Here is a 20597-nt window from a genome sequence, read left to right on the forward strand (position 1 = left end):
TAAACCACCAGCGATTGACCCAGAGCCAAACAAAGAACCAGACAAGCCGACAGTGAGGTTTAAAGACGTTACAAAAGTTATCTATACCATCAAACGTAGTGACTTTGGTTCATGGGATAAATTTGAACATCGTGTAGCGTGGGGCGAAAGACGCAAAGGTAAGGTTAAAGGTGTAACGATTAAAAACGCGCACACAATGCGTTCAGTGAGCGACTTATATAACGATAGGAATCAATATATCAATTCAAATGAATACCCACATTACTATATTGATTACATCTCATCGTGGTCGCCACGCGACGAGGGGTACGAGTACCCTGGAGAACCAAATAACTTGGTTATCGAGATATGTGGTGATTATGCAGACGACAAAGAAGCATTCATCTTGAGTGAGTTGAAAGCTATCATGTTAGTTTATGAGATATTTAAAAATCACAACATCCAGCCTAAACTTAAAAACTTAAAAATCGAAAACAAAGTATGGCGTTCGTTGAAAGAACATGTCAATTGGGATTTCGTAAAAGACGGTTTTCCACCTGAACAAAAAGTTGATGAACTTATTAAAAAGATTTACGGTTTGTACGAAAACCGCGAAAAATTACTTGCTAACGTAAATAAGGAAAAAGTAACAAAGTCAAAAATAAAAGTTGTTGTTGATGGAAAAAATAAAGATGTTGTCGCTCAAAGTGAGTCTAAAAAGGGTGAAAAGAATGTTACATCTAATTCACCTAAGATAACCGTCGAAAAGAGTAAGTATGCTTTTAAACAGGCTTTAGACAAACAAATGCGTGTTAACCCGCAAACTAACACAGGTGGCGGTTGGTATAGCGCAAGTCGTGCCAAAACAAGTGACGCTATGAACCCAACTAAGATATGGAACAATATTACACAACGTTATCAAATGTTGGATTTAGGTAAATATCAAGGTGTTCCAGTATCGAAATTAAATCAGTTGTTGGACGGAAGAGGGAAGTTACACAACCAAGGAAAAGTATTTGCTGATGCTTGTAAAAAATATAAGCTAAACGAGATTTACTTGATTGCTCATGCGATTTTAGAAAGTGGCAATGGAAAATCGAACTTTGCAAGTGGTACTTATGGTGTTTACAACTTCTTTGGCATAGGTGCAGTTGATTCAAACCCTAACAACGCGATTGACTTCGCTAGAAATAGCGGTTGGACTACACCGGCTAAAGCTATTATTGGTGGTGCTAAGTTTGTAAGACAAAGATATATTTCTAAAGGACAGAATACGCTTTATCGTATGCGTTGGAATCCTAAAGCGCCCGCAACGCATCAATACGCTACTGATATAAACTGGTGTACGCATCAAGCAACAATAATGGCGAGTTATTACAAAAAAATAAAGTTATCAGGAATACACTATATTCAAGATAAGTATAAGTAGGTGATTGAGTGATATATAAAAACAAAGATATTAAAGCAAACATCAATTCAAACGGTGTTGATGTAGGTACTATCGATGCTAACTTTTATACTAAAGATGTTGGTACAGCATCTATTAGAATTAGTATAAGTTGGCAAGGTAAGCCTTTCGATTTATCGAAAACAAGTTTTACACCTCAACTAGATCTATTTTGCGAAGACGGTTCAATTTTTATTGACGAGAAAATCGATGTCATTTCCCAAATTGGTGGTTTGATTCAATATAACGTTAGCGACAAGGTCATTCGCCACGCTGGTAAAGTTAAAGCTAAACTATTTTTAACGAATGGCAATGAATCTATTCATGCGTTAAATTTTGAATTCACTATTATTGACAGTGAAATTGATTCTCTTGTCTCCAAAGAGGTAAGCGTTAATTTAGTAGACGACACTGTACGTCGCATCGTAAAAGAAAATGCGATTCAATTATTAGGAGACGATTTCAAAACAAATTTGAATGACAATATTAAAGTATATTTGAATGACAACACCGATAAATTTAAAGGTGAATCGTTTAAATATACTGATTTCACTGAAGAACAATTAAGTGAACTAAAAGGAGAACGAGGAGAAGTTGGACCACCAGGCCCACCAGGAGAAAAGGGTGAACAGGGACCTAGAGGACTTCAAGGAGAAAAAGGTGTTGCCGGCAGCACAGGCCCTCAAGGCCCATCGGGAATACCTGGAGAAAGAGGACCTCAAGGAGAGCGCGGGCCTCAGGGAATAACTGGAGATAAAGGTGATAGAGGCGACGTAGGTCCACAAGGGGTGCAAGGTCCACCAGGTATGAAAGGAGAACAGGGTGTACCTGGAAACACAGGACCTCAGGGGCCGCCAGGGAAAGACGCGGTTATTTTCGATACTTCTTGGATTAATTTAAATTTAATCAACGGTGTACAGTCCTATGGCAGCACATCTACTCCATCATATAGATTGGTACAAAGCGATTCTGTTTATTTTTTAAGTTTTACTGGAGCTGTAAAAAATATTACATCAACACCTCTAGTAATAGCTAAGCTACCTAGCAATGTAAGTAATAAAATAACTGGCGATATTCCATTCGTTCAAAACACATCGATAAAAAGTGGTAATGCTAGTTTTGCACGTTGGACTGTTAAGGCGGACGGTAGCATAGAATTATTTAGGACATCAGAAGGGAATAGTAGCTTAAGCGAGTCAGATTACTTTCCTATTTCAATAACTATAATTTTGTAAAAAGTCGGCACTGATGTGTCGGCTTTTTATTTTGAGGAGGAATTAAATATGGAAGATAAAATTAAACAGTTTATCGCTTTAATTGGTGGCTTTCTAGGCGCTCTATATTTAGCATTACAAGCTAGTGGAATCAGTGCGGAATGGATTAATCCGCAAGCAGTTGATGCATGGATTAACGTATTAAATACAGGTGTGCCTCTAGCATTAGTAGCGTATGGTGTGTGGAAGAATACATTTATTGTTAAAAAATCAGCACGTGAACAAGAGGAATATCTGAAAGAGAAAGGGCTGAAGTGACATGCTAACTGCTATTGACTATCTTACGAAAAAAGGTTGGAAAATATCGTCTGACCCACGCACTTACGATGGTTATCCTAAAAACTATGGATACCGCAATTACATTGAAAAAGGTATTAACTACGACGAATTTTGCGGTGGTTATCATAGAGCGTTTGACGTGTATTCTAACGCAACAAATGACGTGCCTGCAGTAACAAGTGGTAGAGTCATCGAAGCGAATGACTACGGTAATTTTGGTGGTACATTCGTCGTTAAAGATGCTAACGGTAATGAATGGATCTATGGCCATCTTCAACGCGGCTCAATGCGTTTTGTTGTAGGTGACAAAGTCAATCAAGGCGATATTGTTGGTTTACAAGGTAGTAGCAACTATTACGACAATCCTATGAGTGCCCATTTGCATATACAGTTACGACCTAAAGATGCATCAAAAGACGAAAAATCACAAGTGTGTAGCGGGTTAGCAATAGAGAAGTACGACATTACTAACTTAAATAAAAAACAAGATAAATCGAAGAACGGGAGAGTGAAAGAATTGAAACACATTTATTCAAATCACATTAAAGGTAGTAAAATTACAGCGCCTAAACCTAGCATTCAAGGTGTAGTTATCCATAATGACTATGGCAGTATGTCACCGAGTCAATATTTATCGTGGTTGTATGCGCGTGAAAATAATGGAATGTATGTGAATGGTTGGGCGAGTGTTTATGCCAATAGAAATGAAGTACTTTGGTATCATCCGACGGATTATGTAGAGTGGCATTGCGGACATCAATGGGCTAATGCTAATTTAATCGGTTTCGAAGTGTGCGAGTCGTATCCTGGTAGAATCTCGGACAAATTATTTTTAGAAAACGAAGAAGCGACATTAAAAGTAGCTGCGGACGTGATGAAATCATATGGATTACCAGTTAATCGCAACACTGTACGTCTGCATAACGAATTCTTCGGTACTTCTTGCCCACATCGCTCATGGGAATTGCATGTTGGTAAAGGTGCACGATACACAACTGCAAATATTAATAAAATGAAAGACTACTTCATCAAACGCATCAAACATTATTATGACGGTGGAAAGTTAGAAGTAAGCAAAGCGGTAACAGTTCAGCAATCTGACGTTAAGCATCAAGTGAAAAAGCAAGAAGCTAAGCAAGTTGTTAAAGCAACAGATTGGAAACAAAATAAGGACGGTATTTGGTACAAAGCTGAACATGCTTCGTTTACCGTTACTGTATCAGAGGGGATTATCACAAGATATAAAGGACCTTGGACAGGTCATCCTCAAGCTGGCGTATTACAAAAAGGTCAAACGATTAAATATGATGAAGTTCAAAAATTTGATGGTCACGTGTGGGTTTCTTGGGAAACGTTCGAGGGCGAAACTGTATATATGCCAGTGCGTACATGGGACGCTAAAACTGGCAAAGTCGGTAAGTTGTGGGGCGAAATTAAATAAAATATGATACACTATGTATATCCACGACATGAAAGGGTGGTCATTGCGACTGCCCTTCTTTTTTATGCTATAATATACATAGATTACCGGTAACCAATCCTGCTTATTTACCACCACCTATACTAGTTAATGGGGGGAGGTAAATATTTTTATTGACTAATTAGTTAATAGAGTTTATGATGGCTATGTTTATACCTGCAGAAAGATGGGGATGCAGTTTGATTATTGAATTAATAGGGTATCATGGTACTACTCAAGACAACTCTTTAAGTATAATAAGGAACAAAAGTTTTAAAAAGTCAAATAAGAAAAACGAATGGCTTGGACATGGTGCTTATTTTTATGAATTGTATGAAAAGGCTGAGTGGTGGGCCAGTCTAAAAAAGAATCCAGCCATTATAAAAGCTAAAATATTGGTAGCTGAAAAAAGTTATATCAACTTAGATAAACCAAGTGAAGAAGATAAATTAGGAAAATTTATAGAAACAATTGAAAAAAGTGGAGTGAAATTTACAGTTCCTGGCGATACTGAAGAAATTAGATGCCAAATAATGAATTTATATATGAGTTATGGAAACTTTAAAGTAATATCCGGTACACTTCCTTCAACTAACAAGAGGTATAAAAGACAATTAGATAGTATAGGGTATCCCAGAACAGAAAAACAGATTTGTGTACACGATGTAGATTGTATAGTGTATAATGAACTAGAAGTCGTGAACTGTTAGGAGGTAGTAATTATGTATGATATAAAAGAAATTGTTGAAATTGCTAAAGAAATTGGTATGGAAGTTGATGAGTCCCCAGAAAATAACGAAAGTGGTTTTTATTCTATTAGCGATAATAATCAAACAGAAAAATGGGACGCTTTTTCAGCTTTTGGCCTGGTTTCTGCAATAAAGAAAAATGACGACTGTCATAATAATTACTTTAATAAACACTCTTACACTAAAGAAACAAATAGATTTTCTTATAATAGTTCAATTTCTAAAAATAATACTTTCCCTTCTAATCCAGAAAAAATTGATTCACTAATAACGGAGGCGGCGTGATGGCGGCTATAAATTTTATTAATTACGTAGTAGATACTATGTATTATAAAACTAACCCTAATTTTGACATTGACAACAATGAAGATATAATTATTGATGAGGAAGTTGACGCTCATATAAATATTATTGATAACGAAAAAACAGCAATAATAACTTTGAGATCTGAACTTAAAGAAAAAGATAGTGTGCCCTTCTCTTTTGAAGTAAGGATAGTGGGTTATTTTGAATTTGATGAAAAAGAATCAGATGGGGTGGATTTTAAAGATTTGTTAAAAACTAATGCGGTTGCTATTTTATTCCCATATTTAAGAGCGATTGTAAGTGAGTTAACAGGGAAATCGAATAGATTTCCAAACTATAATATGCCAGTCAGAAATATAGCTCGAGAAATGGCTGAAAAAAATAATATAACAATCACAGAATAACTAAATTAAAACAGCGGTACCCACCTACCGAGCGTATTTTAGGCAACTGTTACTGACGGTTGCCTATTTACCCACCACACCCTAACCGGTGTGGTATTTTTTTGCGTAAAAATTAAAAAAGTTAGTGATAGGGGTTGTAAAAAGGACGATTGTCCTTTATAATGATAAGTGTAGTAAGGGAGGTGATAACATGGATAGGCTACAACGGCAAGAAATTGAAGCAAGAATTGCAGAATCCAAAAGCAATACCTTTCGAAACTACTGCTTGGGGATTGCAACGCTTGCTTCTATAATCAAACTATGGTGGGGGATTTAATTCCCTCCTTCATAGTATAAAACGAGGTGACTAATATGACAAATCTTACGAAATTTAAAATTGTATTAAATTATACAATTGGCGTCTTAGCTCTAGTATTTGCTGTATACATTCTATTCTTTTTATAACGAAGTAATTAATCAATAGCCTATCCATGTTTTATATGATAATTCAAACAGTAAAAAAATTAATTGATTCAAATATTGATGCAACTACAATTGAAAAGAACACAGGTGTTGACGCTTCTTCTATTAGGAGAATAAGACGTGAGGAAAGAACTGTAGAAAAGTTGAGTTTCGAAAAAGGTATCGCCTTATACAACTACCAAAAGCAACTCGAAAAAGAAAACGAATAAATTAACCCCGCCTGCAATAGGTGGGGTTAATTTTAGGGGGTATGAAATAGGTACGCTCATTGGGACACCGCCACTCATCATTTTAAAAGGGCAATATGCGACTAACTTTGGTGGCGAACTGAGTTTTGCGAAATGGATGATTGTCGGCGTGCCAACTGTCATTTTACTGCTATTTTTAGCATGGCTTTATTTCAAATTTGTCGCATTTCGTCATGATATGAAAACATTGCCAGGCGGTCAAAAAGTTATTAAAGATAAATTGGACGCGTTAGGCAAAGTTAAATATGAAGAAAAAGTCGTATTCGTTGTCTTTTTATTAGCGAGTTTCTTATGGATTTCACGTGAATTTTTACTGTCGAAATGGGCATTTACAGAACTTGTGGCAGACGGTACCATAGCGATGTTCGTGTCGATTTTACTGTTTTTAATTCCAGCGAAACATCAACATAAGCGTATTTTAGATTGGTCTGTCGCAAAAGAATTGCCGTGGGGCGTGCTCATTCTATTTGGTGGCGGTTTAGCATTAGCCAAAGGGATTCAACAAAGTGGTCTTGCAGCATGGCTCGGTGAACAACTGACATTGTTAAAAGGAGTTAGCCCGATTATTATTGTCGTGGTGATTACCGTATTTATCTTGTTCTTGACGGAAATCACATCCAATACCGCGACAGCAACGATGATTTTGCCAATATTAGCGACACTCTCTGTAGCCATTGACGTGCACCCATTACTATTAATGGCACCTGCAGCGATGGCGGCCAACTGTGCGTACATGTTGCCGGTAGGGACACCACCGAACGCGATTGTCTTTGGTACAGGTAAAATTCAAATTAAAGAAATGGCGGTCAAAGGTTTTGTCATGAACTTGATCAGTATCGTCGTTATTATCGTTGTCGTGTACTTTATCATGCCGCTCGTGTTAGGGATTGATATTACACACAGCCTTCCAGTTAAAAAATAATAGAAGTCCAATATCAATAGGCGTTGAACAAAAGTCTGAATGTATTTTCAGATTATCATGTTCAACGCTTATTTTTTGCATTTGACAACTATACAGTTCGACTATATAATTGAACTATACAGTTGAACTATATAATGTGTGGTGAAAATAAATGAAAAAAAGACCTCAACTCGTCCCATTATCCGAAACAATGCATTACATTTTATTAGCATTACGTGAACCGTTACATGGCTATAGTGTGATGAGTCATGTCCAAGAGTTAAGTTTAGGACAAGTCCAAATCGCTGCCGGAACATTGTACGGGGCGTTAGAAAATTTAAGCAAACATGGGTATATTCAAATGACTAGTGACCCTAAAGAAAGACGTAAAGTGTACCAAATCACAGCGCGAGGCGAAGAAATTTTAAAACTAGAAACAGAACGCTTGCAACATTTAGTGTCACTTTATCAACAAGGAGGGACTTCAGATGAAAATGCGTTATAAAAAGTGGAAATGCTTTTTTGATCCTGTAAAAGAAGAACAGTGGCTCAATGACCAACTTCAACAAGGATATCGTTTAGTCAAAGTGTCATTATTAGGCAACTATTATTTTGAAAAAACGCATGAACCGCATATCGTACGCTTAGATTATCAAGAAATTTATAGCCGCCAAAAAATGAATGACTATCTTTCATTATATGAATCATTTGGTTGGGAGCACGTCCAAGGCTATCGAGGGGGGTGTACGAATCAATATTGGATGAAAGCAGGGGACGAGACAGAAGTGTTGTTTTCTGATCGTGAGTCTTTAAGCCATTACTACAAACGATGGCTGAGATTTTTGGAAGCGATGTTCATTCTGTTTTTCGTCTTATTCATAACGAGCTTGACGCAAAATCATTATAATAGCGGCATATTTTTAACGCCAGGACTGTGGGAGAAGCAAGGTGCTGAGTTTTGGCATGCATACTTGTTTGAACTGCCCTTTGCGATGATGCGCCTCGCCGGTCATTTCATTTATTTGCTTATCTTGATTCCGCTTTTGGTTGTTTACCATAAATTTAAAAAGAAATTGAAAGCACTCAGTGTGTAAGCGCAGTGGTTTAGGGTTTTTTTGTTTTATAGTAAATCGTAACATGAGTAAGAGGCTGGAAATCAAGCGCCAGCCTCTTTTGTTGTGTGTGCTAAAGTGAGGAACAAGATTCTAATTTGCATTTTTATTAATCCAGTCTGCAATGTCTTGAGTGATAGGGAGTATATTGCCCTCATAGTGTTGATTTCTTGTAGTGATGATGCCAATAAAGCGACCATTTTTCAAGAAAGCACCAGACCCCGACTGTCCTTCATAAGTAGGCATTGACGTATAAAGGAAAAAATCTTGTTGATAATAATTTTGAATGCGACCATCACTGCGATATTGCTTATATCTACTAAACTGATACGGGTAGCCATAAGTATATACGTCACGACCTATCATATCCTTTAATGCTTTATTTGAGAGAGCTGTAACAGTAGTTCTCTTGAAGCCTTTAAAATAGTATTTGTAGGCTCTACTTTGGTCTTGTTCAGTCCCTTTTAATAGCGCAATATCATATCTTGGGTGTGGAATGTAGACTCTCACGTTCATATAACCAAAAGGCGTACTCATTCCTGACTCGCCTGGATAAATCGTTCCATTAAATGATGAGAGATAATCCCCACCGCAATGTTTAGCGGTTAATGCGACAGTTGATGAAATCAGAATGGCACTACAATGGCTAAGGTGAACAGACTCGTATATTGCGGTATATCTGCTATGAGGATCTTTGACGGTATCTGGGACGAGCACTTGTGTCCCTTTTTTGGCATAAGCAGAGTCGATAGGGAAGATGATAACGTATGCGAGAGAGAAAAAGCACATCAAACGTAATATTTTCATATCAACACACCTTTAGCGTATTAAAATTTATGAATGCATAATTTTTGAAGTTTTGAAGTGACAAAAGTAAATTTGTAAACAGAATGTAGGTGGCTAAGTTTATTTTTCAGTTCACTCATCACGTCAGTAAGAGGACAGGAATACACACATTTGGCGTTGAAGTTCGTAAAGGAATGTACGGATTACAGCGAGATTCTAATTTTTTGCGTGTTGGTTAATCCAATTTGCAATATCTTGAGTAAATGGGAGGAAATTGCCTTCATAACTTTCTGTCCTTGTGATGATGATTCCGACAAAGCGCCCATCTTTTAAGAAAGCGCCAGATCCTGATTGCCCTTCATACGTAGGCAATGACGTATGAACAAAATGTTTATCTTTGTAATAATAATAGATGCTACCATCACTGCGATATTGCTTATAACCACTAAACTTGTAAGGATAACCATAGGCGTAAACATCTTGACTGACGATATCGTACAATTCTCTATCACTGAATCCAGTAACGGGTGTATTGAAATTTTTAATATAATATTTGTAAGCTCTACTTTGGTCTGCTTCAGTCCCTTTTAATAGCGCAATATCGTATGTTGGGTGTGGGATGTAGACTCTCACGTTCATATAACCAAAAGGCGTACTCGAGCCTGACTCACCTGGATAAATTGTCCCGTTAAATGATGATTTGTAATCTCCACCGCAATGTTTCGCAGTTAATGCAACTGTTGGAGAAATCAAAATGGCCGTACAATGATCAAGGTGAACTGACTCGTATTTGGCAGTTAATTTACTGTGAGGGTCCGCGACGGTATCTGGAACGACGTGTTGAGCCCCTTTTTTGGCGTAAGCAACATCAACAGGAAAGAAGAGAAGGCATGCTAGAAACAATAAAAGTAGCCAATGTATTTTTTTCATGTAATCACTCCTTTAATAGATGTCATTTTATATAGTAAAGGAATAACTTTAAAATTTTATGAAATAATTATTTTTCGAGTTGTAAACTGAAAGTTGAAAAATCTAAATCAATGTTAGCGGACATTAAATGACTTTTTTACCATTAAACCATGACACCAAAAAGAGGCAGGAATGAGCTACTAACCTCTTTCTTAATGTGACTGATATAAGTGCGGTGAGTTATGAATGGTCGTTAATCCATTGGGCAATTTCTTTTGTAAAGGGGAGAACGTTACCTTCATATTGTGGTGTTCTAGTGATGATAATGCCGATAAATTGACCATCTTTTTTGAAGACACCCGACCCCGATTGTCCCTCGTAAGCAGGCAATGAGGTGCGAAGGAGAAGGGGATTTCTTTGATAAAAAATAACTTGACCATCACTACGGTATTGCTTATAAACACTCCGCTTGTATGGATAGCCATAGGAGTATATATCGTCATAGAGAAACCCCTGTAATTCTTTATCTCCAAAACCTGTAACTTGTGTCTTGAACTTTCTAATATAGTAACGGTAAGCCTTACTTTGATCTCTTTCAGTCCCTTTTAATAGCGCAATATCGTATTTTGGGTGTGGAATGTAGACCCTTACATTCATATAACCAAAAGGCGTACTTAATCCTGATTCACCTGGATAAATTGTCCCGTTAAATGATGTTTTGTCATCCCCACCACAATGTTTCGCAGTAATTGCGACGGTTGACGAAATCAGAATGGCTGTACAATGCTGATGGTTAGCAGATTCGTATTTGGCGGTTAATTTACTGTGTGGATCTTTGACTGTATCTGGAATAAGGACTTGTGTCCCTTTTTTAGCATAAGCAGCGTCAATAGGGAAGAGAGTAAAACATATGAGTAACAGTACGAATGGCAACCGAAATTTTTTCATGTTATCCCACCTTTAATAGATAATATTTAATAAATTAATGTAATAACTTTAAAACTTTATTGAATAGTCATTACCGTGAAATTTTGGTGTGGTAGGGCATTAAGGGCATTGTAGAGTTGATAGCATGAGTAAGAGGCTAGAATTTGATTTCCAGCCTCTTATGGCGAGAATTATAAAAGTAGTTATGGAATGTACGAAAAAGTTAAATATTATTTCGCGTTTTCATTAATCCATTGTGCAATTTCTTCTGTAAAAGGAAGTGCATCTGCCTGACCATTTCTGCTTGAGATAACAATGCCAACAAATGGACCATCTTTTTTGAAGACGCCAGACCCTGATTGCCCTTCAGAAGCCGGCATATTGGTGCTAAGAAGAGGAATGTATTTATGATAAGAAATAATTTCTCCGTCACTGCGGTACTGCTTAAAAACCCCGCCTTTCAAAGGATAGCCATAAGAGTATACTTCTTTACCAACGAATCCATCGAATGTATCATCGGAGTAACCTGTAACTTTTGTTGTAAATGGCTTGATATAGTATTGATAGAATTTATCTTGATCTCTTAAAAGTCCTTTGATTACTGCAATATCATATTTGGGATGTGGAATATATTCCCTAATATTCATATAACCAAAAGGTGTTTTATCTCCTGAAGCACCTGGATAGATCGTGCCGGCAGGGGACAAACTTTTAGTACCGCCACAATGTTTAGCAGTTACTGCGGCAGTTGATGAAATCAAAATGGCTGTACAAATTTTACCAGTACCAGAAATATATTTTGCAGTATATTTACTATGGCGATCTTTCACCGTATCCGGAACGACTTCTTGATGTGGATTTGCAGCTTTATCTGGGGATGATGTTTGATCGTCTTTGGCGTAAGCCGCATCAACAGGGCTAAGTATTAAGCATACTAGAAACAGTGGCATAACTAATCGTAATTTTTTCATGTCGTCACACCTTTATTAGATTTATAAAGCGAAAGCATTTTATAATTTTATTTCGCATTGTTATTAATCCATTGTGCAATTTCTGTAGTAAGAGCGAGAGCATGTGCTTCATGTTTGTCTACTGTACTATCGGTAATGATGCCAACAAGTTGTCCACTTTTTAAGGTGACACCAGAGCCGGATTGACCACCATAAGAAGGCAAATTCGTATAAAAAAACTTGAAGCTATCAACGTAACGAGTAATTGAACCATCACTGCGATATTGGTAGTAAATATTACCTTTTTTAGGATAGCCATAGGAGTATGCTTCTTTGTTTACAAATCCCAGTAATGCTTGATCTGAATAGCCTGTGACTGTCGTTTTGAATTTACCAATGTAGTATTTATAAAATTTATCTTGATCTCTTTCAGTCCCTTTGATGACAGCAACATCATATTTAGGATTTAGAGCGTAGCTACTAATATTCATATAACCAAAAGGCGTTTTCTCACCGTTTGCACCTGGATAGATTCTGCCGGCACTTGGTCCGCGTTTAGCCTGTACGCAATGTCTAGCGGTTAATGCGGCAGTGGATGAAATTAATATGGCAGTACAATTCAAACCGGGTCTAATGGCGTACTTTGCAGTTAGTTTACTGTGGGGGTCTTTCACTGTATCTGGAACAATGTCTTGGTGAGGTTTTGGAGGGGGATCAGGAACTGCTTCTAGCTCACTTTTGGCATAAGCAGCATGGATAGGCATAAGTAGGAAGCAAGAGAGAGATAACAAGCCTATAAAACGTGATTTTTTCATATCATCACACCTTTGTTATATTATGTTTTATATAATAACATAATTAATAATAATATGTATAATTTATGTAATAACGCTTTCATGCATATAAAAAACAGAAATAAACAAAATGACTGTGATGCTCATGTGCTGAGCGGTGGTGTACGATGTTCAATCGTGCACGAAATGTAAAAAGTTGTGGCATTTGAACGATAAGTTTATTTTTAACTTGAGTCATAATAATAAAGAAGAGGCTAGAATTATTTCAGCCTCTTCCTATTTGATAGATGTCATATAACGTGTTGAAAAGTGCATGATAAGATGTTACTTCGCATATTTGTTAATCCATTTGGCAATATCTTCAGTGAAGGGGAGTACATTACCTTCGTAAGTTTCTGGTGTTCTTGAGATAATGATGCCGACAAAATCACTGTTTTTAGTGAACACGCCAGACCCTGATTGCCCGCCATAAGTTGGCAAGTCGGTACGAAGATATAAGGGTGTTGTTTGAGAAAAATTAATCTCACCATCACTGCGATATTGATAATAAATACGATCTTTGTTTGGATAGCCATAGGAATAGGTTGCTTTACCGACGAACCCCTGTAATTCAGCCTTTGTGTAACCTGTAACCTTCGTTTTGAAAGGTCTAATATAGTATCTGTAAAATTTATCTTGGTCTCTTAAAGTTCCTTTGATAACCGCTAAATCATATTTGGGATGTGGAGTATAGGTGCTAATATTCATATAACCAAAAGGTGTGTTGTAACCTGACGCACCAGGATATATTCGTCCACCATATTTTAAAGGGCGATTCCCTCCACAATGTTTCGCTGTGATAGCGGCAGTAGATGAAATCAAAATGGCTGTACAAGTGTGGTAAATACCAGATTTGTATAATGCAGTGTATTTACTATGGGTGTCTTTAACTGTATCAGGAACAAGGACTTGTGTCCCTTTTTTGGCGTGAGCAACATCGACAGGGATTAGAGACATACATGTTAGAACGATTAAAAGTATCAATTGTAATTTTTTCATATCATCACACCTTTGAGATAAGATGTTTAATATATTACTTTATGATAATTAAAATTTTATGAAATAACGGACCTATGAAGGATTAAAAGTAAAGCGCAAAATGATGATGTGATGAACGTTACAATATAAACAAACAGGGGCTGAAAAATAACATGTGGCATTTGAATCATTGGTTTGTTGGAGGAAAGAGACAGGACAGTATCATTCACGCAATGTGATTTGAGGAAAGCCGTCTCACAACGTATTATAGCGCAAAATGAGTAAGAGGCTGGCCATCAAGGTCCAACCTCTTTTGAAGTGCGTTATACATTTACTCAAAATAATACGTTACTTCGAATTTCTATTAATCCAATCTGCAATGTCTTCGGTAAAAGGGAGTACATTTGCAGTGTACACTTTTGATCTTGTGATGATAATTCCCAGAAATTGACCATCTTTTTTGAAAACACCTGAGCCTGATTGACCGCTATCATTAGGCATATCTGTAAATAGATAAGGTTGTGGCATTCTTTTAAAAGCCATGACTATACCATCACTACGGTATTGTGTTTTCTTAGGCGTTTCTTTCTTGTCAGGATAACCATATGAGTATACCTCTTCACCTTTAAACTTCTTAAGTTCATCATCTGTATAACCTCGAACGGTTGTCGTGAATTTTTTAATATAGTATTTGTAGAATCTATCTTGGTCGATTTCCGTTCCTTTGAGCAACGCAATATCATAGTTGGGATTTGGATTTGGAATGTAAGTCCTAATATTCATATAGCCAAAGGGTCTTCGGTTTCCATTTTGACCTGGATAGATTGTACCCACTCTTTGTGCAGGTTTAGCGCCGACACAATGTTTAGCGGTAAGTGCAGCAGTGGATGAAATGAGAATAGCTGTACAATAGCGACCTGAATTCGTTTGAAAATATGCAGTATATTTACTGTGAGCATCTGCGACGGTATCTGGCACGGGTTCTTGTGTCCCTTTGGCATGAGTCGTGTTAAAAGGCAGAAGGAGTAAGCAAGAGAGACATAATAAGAGTATTAACGACAACTTTTTCATGTGATCACACCTTTGATATGAGATGTTTAATATATTAAATGCGTATCATTAAAATTTTTTAAATCATATGTTTATGAGGCTAGCAATCATGCACGACCCTCTTATTGGGTATGAGGTAAAAGCTACTGAAAGATTTAGCAAGTTGTTAATTCATATTTTGGTTAATCCAATTTGCAATGTCTTCGGAAAAAGGGGTTACAACGCCAGTGTAGCCACTTGTTCTTTTGACCATAATGCCGATAAAGTCACTGTTCTTTGTGAAAACACCAGACCCCGATTGTCCAGGATGAGCAGGCATATCCGCAAGCAGGTAAGGGATTGGTTTGGTTTTATAATCTGTAATTTTACCATCGCTGCGATATTGCATATGATTGATAAGCTGGCTACCGTGAGGATAACCATAGGCGTATACATCCTGACCAATGAAACTTTTGAATTCTGCATTTGTGTAACCTTTGACTGTCGTAGTAAATTTTCCAATATAGTATTTGTAGAATTCATCTTGATCTCTTTCGGTGCCTTTGATGATCGCTAAATCATACTTTGAATTTGGATGTACTGTGTAGGTTCTAATATTCATATAACCAAAAGGCGTTTTGTCTCTAGATGCCCCAGGAAATATTGTGCCCCATAGTCCTCGGCTTGGGGACTTTATGCAATGTTTGGCAGTGAGTGCAGCAGTGGATGAAATGAGGATAGCTGTACAATATTGACCTGAAGCGGTTTTGTATAATGCAGTTAGTTTACTGTGAGTATCTGCGACAGTATCAGGGATGGGTGTTAGTTTTCCCTTGGCATAAACAGAGTCAAAAGGCATAAGAAGCAAGCATGCTAGAGAAAATAGGAGTATCAAGCGCAATTTTTTCATGACATCACACCTTTATTTGATTATTTTATCGATCAACACAATCATAAAAAGGAATTATTCATTATTCAATGATGCTTTTGTGATGATTTAAACCGAAAAGACAATTATTGTAGACGTGCCCAACGATAATGTAAGACATGCATTGATAGCTTGAAAGTTCAATTTGTGGCAATTGACTAATGGCATGTAGGCAAAATGTTGAAAGGAGATAGCGATAAAATCCTCCATAGCTAAAGGAAGAGGCTGGCAATCGTGCACCAACCTCTTTTGAAGTGCGTTATAAAGTTACACAAGAAGAAAGCAATGCGCTATTCCGCATGTTCGTTAATCCAATCTGCAATTTCTGTCGTAAAAGCGAGTGCATTTGCGGTGTTCTTGTCTGTTTTTGTGCTGATAATACCAATAAATTGACCATTCTTTTTGAAGACGCCCGATCCTGATTGACCGCTATAACCAGGCATATACGTTGGAAGGATAGGTGCTGGGGTTTCTACATATTTATAAATCGTACCATCACTACGGTATTGCACTTTCTTAGGCGCTGGACTCCTGTTCGGATAACCATAGGAGTATACCTCAGCACCAATGAAACCTCTTAACTCTTTCTTTGTGTAACCTGTGACTTTCGTCGAGAACTTTTTAATGTAGGTTTGATAGAAGATGTCTTGGTCTTGTACAGTGCCTTTGATTAACGCAATATCATACTTTGGATGTGGGATGTACGTTCTAATATTCATATAACCAAATGGCCTTTTGTTTCCATTAAGCCCTGGATAAATTGTGCCCACTCTTTCTGTAGGTTCTGTGCCTCCACAATGCCTAGCGGTGAGTGCGGCAGTGGATGATATCAGGATGGCTGAACAACTGCGGGTTGGCGTCACTTGATAATATGCAGCATATTTACTGTGAGCATCTGCAACGGTATCTGGTACGGGCTTTTGTGTGCCTTTTTTGGCGTAAGTCGTGTTGAAAGGTATCAGCAGAAAGCATGAGACAAATAGTAAGAGTATCAAACATAATTTTTTCATATCATCACACCTTTGAGATAAGATTTTTATTAAAGCATTATAATTAAGTTTTTATGAAAGTATATAGTGGTGAAGTAGTGCGAAATGAGAAAGGGACGGACATTATGATCCAACCTCTTTTGCGTAAATTAAAAATATGACAAAGCATTATTTCGCATTGTCGTTGATCCAATCTGCAATTTCTTTGGTAAAAGGGAGCACATTGGCAGTTTTACGATTTTTGCTTGTGATGATAATGCCAATAAATTGACTATCTTTTTTGAAAACGCCAGACCCTGATTGACCGCCGTAACCTGCAGGCATATCCGTGAAAAGGTAAGGTGTTGGAGATGTTTTATGTCTATAAATTTGACCATCACTACGGTATTGTAATCTCATAGGCACTGACTTCCTGTTCGGATAACCATAGGAGTATACCTCATCACCAACGAAACGACTTAACTCTTCATTTGTGTAACCTGTGACTGTCGTCGAGAATTTTTTAATATAGGTTTGATAGAAGGGGTCTTGGTCTCTATCTATGCCTTTGATTAACGCAATATCATATTTTGAATTTGGAATGTAGGTCCTAATATTCATATAACCAAATGGTCTTTGATCGCCATTGCGCCCTGGATAGATTCTACCCACTTTTTCTGCGGGTTCTTTGCCTACACAATGTCTAGCAGTGATTGCGGCAGTGGATGAAATGAGGATAGCTGTACAATAACGGCCTGAATTTGTTTGAAAGTATGCGGCATATTTACTGTGAGAGTCTGCAACGGTATCTGGCACGGGTTCTTGTTTCCCCTTAGCGTAAGTCGTGTCGAAAGGTATCAGCAGAAAATATGAGAGCGTCAGTAAGCATATCAAACATAATTTTTTCATATCATCACACCTTTATTTTATTATTTTATCAATCAACACCATCATAAAAAGTAGTCGCTATTTCTTCAATGGTGTTTTTGCGTGGAGTGACTTTAGCTTGAGTGAAAATGTAGGGGAATGATAACGGAATGAACGCTCACATAGGACAGGCTTGAATTATTTGAAAGATCAATTTGTGGCAATTGACTAATGGGAATGTTGGAAAAAGCAGACTTGTATCATCGGCCATCTCTGCGTGACTTGAATATTTCCACCTTGAAAAATTGTGAAAAAAGAGTAAAATGAATAGAGTTAAAAAATTGAGAGGTGAGACGTCGAGGTGAAAAATAAATTTTTGGTTTGCGATGATTGCCAAGCAGTGAATCTTAAAACATTGACGCAAAAATTGAAAAAGCTTGACCCAGACGCTGAGATTGAAGTGGGTTGTCAATCATATTGTGGACCAGGTCGACGTAAAACATTTGCGTTTGTGAATAACCGTCCGCTTGCTGCAACGACTGAAGAAGAATTGATGGAGAAAGTTCAAAAGCAGCTTCAAAAGCCACGCGATCCTGAAGAAGAAGAGCGTTTAAGAAAGCGTAATGAAGAACGAAAACGTCGCAAAGAAGAACAAGACCGTAAATTAAAAGAAAAATTGGCAAATCGTAAAGCATAAGTCCAATTTCTTATACCATATAACGAGAGCTAAAGAGGCGCGCCTTAATTTGAGAAGGTGAACGTCTCTTTTTTATGCAGATGAATCATCTTCAAAGTACTGGATTTTATACTATATCGTGTTTGCTCAAATTGGTATCAATAATCAATGTTGATTTATTTGAAAACACATACATTCAGAAGCATTTTCTGCGCTGTTCAGCCCCTTATTTATGATATAATAAAAAGTATTCTAGCAAGCAATAAGGAGCGAAATGTGGAATGTATGAAGTAAGAATTGCTACACCAGATGATGTGATTGGTATCCGCGATGTTGCGACAAAAGCGTGGTACAATACGTACTTAAATATTTATGCAGCTTCAACAGTGAATGAACTCCTCGCAGCTTCATATAACGAAGAGCATTTGCGTAAACGATTAGAAGAACAACTGTTTATGGTTGCAATTGAAGATAAAGAAGTGGTCGGTTTTGCGAACTTTATTCAAGGCAGTGAGTTGTATTTATCTGCGCATTACGTTCGCCCACATTCTCAAAATAAAGGATATGGCCGCTTACTATTAGAACAAGGTTTAGCACATTATCAAGGTCAATATGATGCGGTTTATTTAGAAGTCGACACGAAAAACGAAAAAGGTGTCGCGTTTTACGAACAAGAAGGTTTTGAAATCATTCGTACGTATGCACATGTGATGTACGGTGAAACGATGAATCTCGCACTCATGAAAAAACCATTAAGTTAAATGCCAACAAGGAGGGTTTTGATTGACAGAAACAGCTTATGTCACACGTAAGTTATCAGAAGAAAAAGTGTTCAAAGATCCCATTCATCGCTATATTCACGTTCAAGATCAATTGATTTGGGATTTAATCAAAACAAAAGAATTTCAACGATTACGTCGGATTAAACAGCTCGGCACGTTAAACTTAGCTTTTCACACGGCTGAACATAGTCGTTTTGGTCATTCCCTCGGTGTGTATGAAATTGTCCGTCGTATGATCGATGAGACGTTTAAAGGTCGACAAGAGTGGGATGATGCGGACCGACCACTCGCGATGTGTGCGGCGTTATTACATGATTTAGGACACGGCCCGTTTTCGCATAGTTTCGAAAAGATTTTTAATACCGACCACGAAGCGTATACCCAAGCGATTATTACGGGTGATACAGAAGTGAATGCGGTATTGCGACGTGTCAGTGAAACATTTCCAGCTGAAGTGGCTGAAGTGATTAACAAAACACATCATAAGCAACTGGTTGTGTCGATGATTTCGTCACAAATTGATGCCGACCGTATGGATTATTTACAACGTGATGCTTATTTTACAGGGGTATCTTATGGTACGTTTGATATGGAACGGCTTTTGCGATTGATGCGTCCTTCAGCAGATGAAGTGTTGATTAAAGAAAGCGGGATGCATGCGGTTGAAAACTTTATTATGAGTCGCTATCAAATGTATTGGCAAATTTATTTCCATCCGGTGAGCCGCGGTGGAGAAGTGGTCTTGAATCATTGTTTTAAACGTGCGAAATATTTATACGAGCAAGGATACGAATTTAATATTCCACCGCGTGATTTTGTGCCATTTTTCGAAAATCGTGCGACAGTTGAAGAATACGTCCAATTAGATGAAGCCGATGTGACGTATTATTTGAAGCGATGGATGGATGAGGACGACCCGATTTTGAGTGATTTGGCACGTCGTTTTATTCACCGCGACTTATTTAAGTTTTTACCGTTTGATGGTTCAATTATTACGATTACGGAGCTTCGTGATTTATTTGAACAAGCGGGAATTGATCCAGATTACTATTTTGTGAGTGATTCGTTTTCCGATTTACCTTACGATTACGATCGACCAGGTTCGAATCGTCAACCAATCCATTTACTTCAAAAAAATGGCAGCATTCGTGAAATTAGTAGCCAATCGTTGATCATTTCAAGTATAACGGGCATTAAGCGTGAAGATTATAAACTGTATTATCCGAAAGAATTGATTATGAAAATTGAAAACCTGGAACTTAAAGGGAAGATTATTAACCTATTAAATGAACTGAATTAAGGGTTCGATATTGCGTATATTCACAATTCAATCGATGTATTTTA

Annotated in this window: 24 protein-coding genes and 1 pseudogene; 15 read left to right on the forward strand and 10 right to left on the reverse strand. The window is 37.4% G+C overall.

Annotated features, from left to right (window positions below; genetic code table 11):
* The 12 genes and pseudogenes from CD138_RS01950 to CD138_RS02000 form a co-directional block, all read left to right on the forward strand.
* Positions 1-1408: N-acetylglucosaminidase (locus CD138_RS01950; protein WP_180991059.1), on the forward strand; the 1408-nt coding region annotated here is incomplete at its 5' end.
* Between the two features lie 8 nt (positions 1409-1416).
* Complete coding sequence (locus CD138_RS01955; protein ID WP_019167582.1) at positions 1417-2661, forward strand: BppU family phage baseplate upper protein; 1245 nt, start codon at positions 1417-1419, stop codon at positions 2659-2661.
* Positions 2662-2709: 48 nt separating this feature from the next.
* A complete protein-coding gene (locus CD138_RS01960) occupies positions 2710-2958 on the forward strand; it encodes a phage holin (RefSeq protein ID WP_103265960.1) in 249 nt (82 codons plus the stop codon).
* A gap of 1 nt (position 2959) precedes the next feature.
* Positions 2960-4420 (forward strand): SH3 domain-containing protein, encoded by a 1461-nt coding sequence (locus CD138_RS01965; RefSeq protein WP_019167197.1) that lies wholly within the window; start codon positions 2960-2962, stop codon positions 4418-4420.
* Between the two features lie 218 nt (positions 4421-4638).
* Positions 4639-5148 carry a hypothetical protein gene (locus CD138_RS01970; protein ID WP_026066744.1) on the forward strand — a complete coding sequence of 170 codons (510 nt, stop codon included), beginning with the start codon at positions 4639-4641 and terminating at the stop codon, positions 5146-5148.
* Positions 5149-5160: 12 nt separating this feature from the next.
* Positions 5161-5472 (forward strand): hypothetical protein, encoded by a 312-nt coding sequence (locus tag CD138_RS01975; RefSeq protein WP_019167195.1) that lies wholly within the window; start codon positions 5161-5163, stop codon positions 5470-5472.
* Positions 5472-5897, forward strand: a complete 426-nt coding sequence (locus CD138_RS01980; RefSeq protein WP_019167194.1) for a protein-export chaperone SecB — start codon at positions 5472-5474, stop codon at positions 5895-5897. Before CD138_RS01975 ends, CD138_RS01980 begins: the two co-directional genes overlap by 1 nt.
* 190 nt (positions 5898-6087) lie before the next feature.
* Positions 6088-6213 (forward strand): hypothetical protein, encoded by a 126-nt coding sequence (locus CD138_RS14615; RefSeq protein ID WP_019165676.1) that lies wholly within the window; start codon positions 6088-6090, stop codon positions 6211-6213.
* Positions 6214-6376: 163 nt separating this feature from the next.
* Positions 6377-6568, forward strand: a complete 192-nt coding sequence (locus CD138_RS01985; protein ID WP_244913381.1) for an XRE family transcriptional regulator — start codon at positions 6377-6379, stop codon at positions 6566-6568.
* Positions 6537-7529 (forward strand): annotated as a pseudogene (locus CD138_RS01990) (SLC13 family permease); the annotation flags it as partial. The gene CD138_RS01985 and the pseudogene CD138_RS01990, both read left to right, overlap by 32 nt.
* Before the next feature lie 151 nt (positions 7530-7680).
* Positions 7681-8013 carry a PadR family transcriptional regulator gene (locus tag CD138_RS01995; RefSeq protein ID WP_019167191.1) on the forward strand — a complete coding sequence of 111 codons (333 nt, stop codon included), beginning with the start codon at positions 7681-7683 and terminating at the stop codon, positions 8011-8013.
* Positions 7997-8602 carry a DUF2812 domain-containing protein gene (locus CD138_RS02000; protein WP_019167190.1) on the forward strand — a complete coding sequence of 202 codons (606 nt, stop codon included), beginning with the start codon at positions 7997-7999 and terminating at the stop codon, positions 8600-8602. Before CD138_RS01995 ends, CD138_RS02000 begins: the two co-directional genes overlap by 17 nt.
* A gap of 111 nt (positions 8603-8713) precedes the next feature.
* Here the strand turns inward: CD138_RS02000 and CD138_RS02005 are convergent, their stop codons facing one another.
* The 10 genes from CD138_RS02005 to CD138_RS02050 form a co-directional block, all read right to left on the reverse strand.
* Positions 8714-9427: a trypsin-like serine peptidase gene (locus tag CD138_RS02005; protein WP_096559954.1), complete on the reverse strand. Its 714-nt coding sequence runs from the start codon at positions 9425-9427 to the stop codon at positions 8714-8716.
* Between the two features lie 195 nt (positions 9428-9622).
* Positions 9623-10336 carry a trypsin-like serine peptidase gene (locus tag CD138_RS02010; RefSeq protein ID WP_096559952.1) on the reverse strand — a complete coding sequence of 238 codons (714 nt, stop codon included), beginning with the start codon at positions 10334-10336 and terminating at the stop codon, positions 9623-9625.
* A 219-nt stretch (positions 10337-10555) separates the two neighbouring features.
* Entirely contained in the window at positions 10556-11263 is a 708-nt protein-coding gene (locus tag CD138_RS02015; protein ID WP_019167187.1) for a trypsin-like serine peptidase, read from the reverse strand.
* A 209-nt stretch (positions 11264-11472) separates the two neighbouring features.
* A complete protein-coding gene (locus CD138_RS02020; protein ID WP_019167186.1) occupies positions 11473-12213 on the reverse strand; it encodes a trypsin-like serine peptidase in 741 nt (246 codons plus the stop codon).
* A gap of 47 nt (positions 12214-12260) precedes the next feature.
* Entirely contained in the window at positions 12261-13007 is a 747-nt protein-coding gene (locus CD138_RS02025; RefSeq protein WP_096559950.1) for a trypsin-like serine peptidase, read from the reverse strand.
* A gap of 303 nt (positions 13008-13310) precedes the next feature.
* Positions 13311-14024, reverse strand: a complete 714-nt coding sequence (locus CD138_RS02030) for a trypsin-like serine peptidase (protein WP_019167183.1) — start codon at positions 14022-14024, stop codon at positions 13311-13313.
* Positions 14025-14351: 327 nt separating this feature from the next.
* On the reverse strand, positions 14352-15074 hold the full coding sequence (locus CD138_RS02035) for a trypsin-like serine peptidase (protein ID WP_019167182.1): 723 nt from the start codon (positions 15072-15074) through the stop codon (positions 14352-14354).
* A gap of 145 nt (positions 15075-15219) precedes the next feature.
* Positions 15220-15942, reverse strand: coding sequence for a trypsin-like serine peptidase (locus CD138_RS02040; RefSeq protein WP_019167181.1), 723 nt, complete (start codon positions 15940-15942; stop codon positions 15220-15222).
* 308 nt (positions 15943-16250) lie between these two features.
* Entirely contained in the window at positions 16251-16970 is a 720-nt protein-coding gene (locus CD138_RS02045) for a trypsin-like serine peptidase (RefSeq protein ID WP_026066742.1), read from the reverse strand.
* A gap of 147 nt (positions 16971-17117) precedes the next feature.
* Entirely contained in the window at positions 17118-17837 is a 720-nt protein-coding gene (locus CD138_RS02050; protein ID WP_096559946.1) for a trypsin-like serine peptidase, read from the reverse strand.
* Between the two features lie 319 nt (positions 17838-18156).
* Between CD138_RS02050 and CD138_RS02055 the strand changes: the two genes are divergently transcribed.
* The 3 genes from CD138_RS02055 to CD138_RS02065 all read left to right on the forward strand — a co-directional run bounded on the left by CD138_RS02055 (position 18157) and on the right by CD138_RS02065 (position 20553).
* Entirely contained in the window at positions 18157-18492 is a 336-nt protein-coding gene (locus CD138_RS02055; RefSeq protein WP_014614671.1) for a YuzB family protein, read from the forward strand.
* 260 nt (positions 18493-18752) lie between these two features.
* A complete protein-coding gene (locus CD138_RS02060; RefSeq protein WP_019167178.1) occupies positions 18753-19232 on the forward strand; it encodes a GNAT family N-acetyltransferase in 480 nt (159 codons plus the stop codon).
* Positions 19233-19254: 22 nt separating this feature from the next.
* Positions 19255-20553, forward strand: a complete 1299-nt coding sequence (locus CD138_RS02065; RefSeq protein ID WP_019167177.1) for an HD domain-containing protein — start codon at positions 19255-19257, stop codon at positions 20551-20553.
* The last annotated feature ends 44 nt before the right edge of the window (positions 20554-20597 follow it).

Source organism: Staphylococcus intermedius NCTC 11048, from assembly GCF_002902385.1.
GTDB classification, from domain to species: domain Bacteria; phylum Bacillota; class Bacilli; order Staphylococcales; family Staphylococcaceae; genus Staphylococcus; species Staphylococcus intermedius.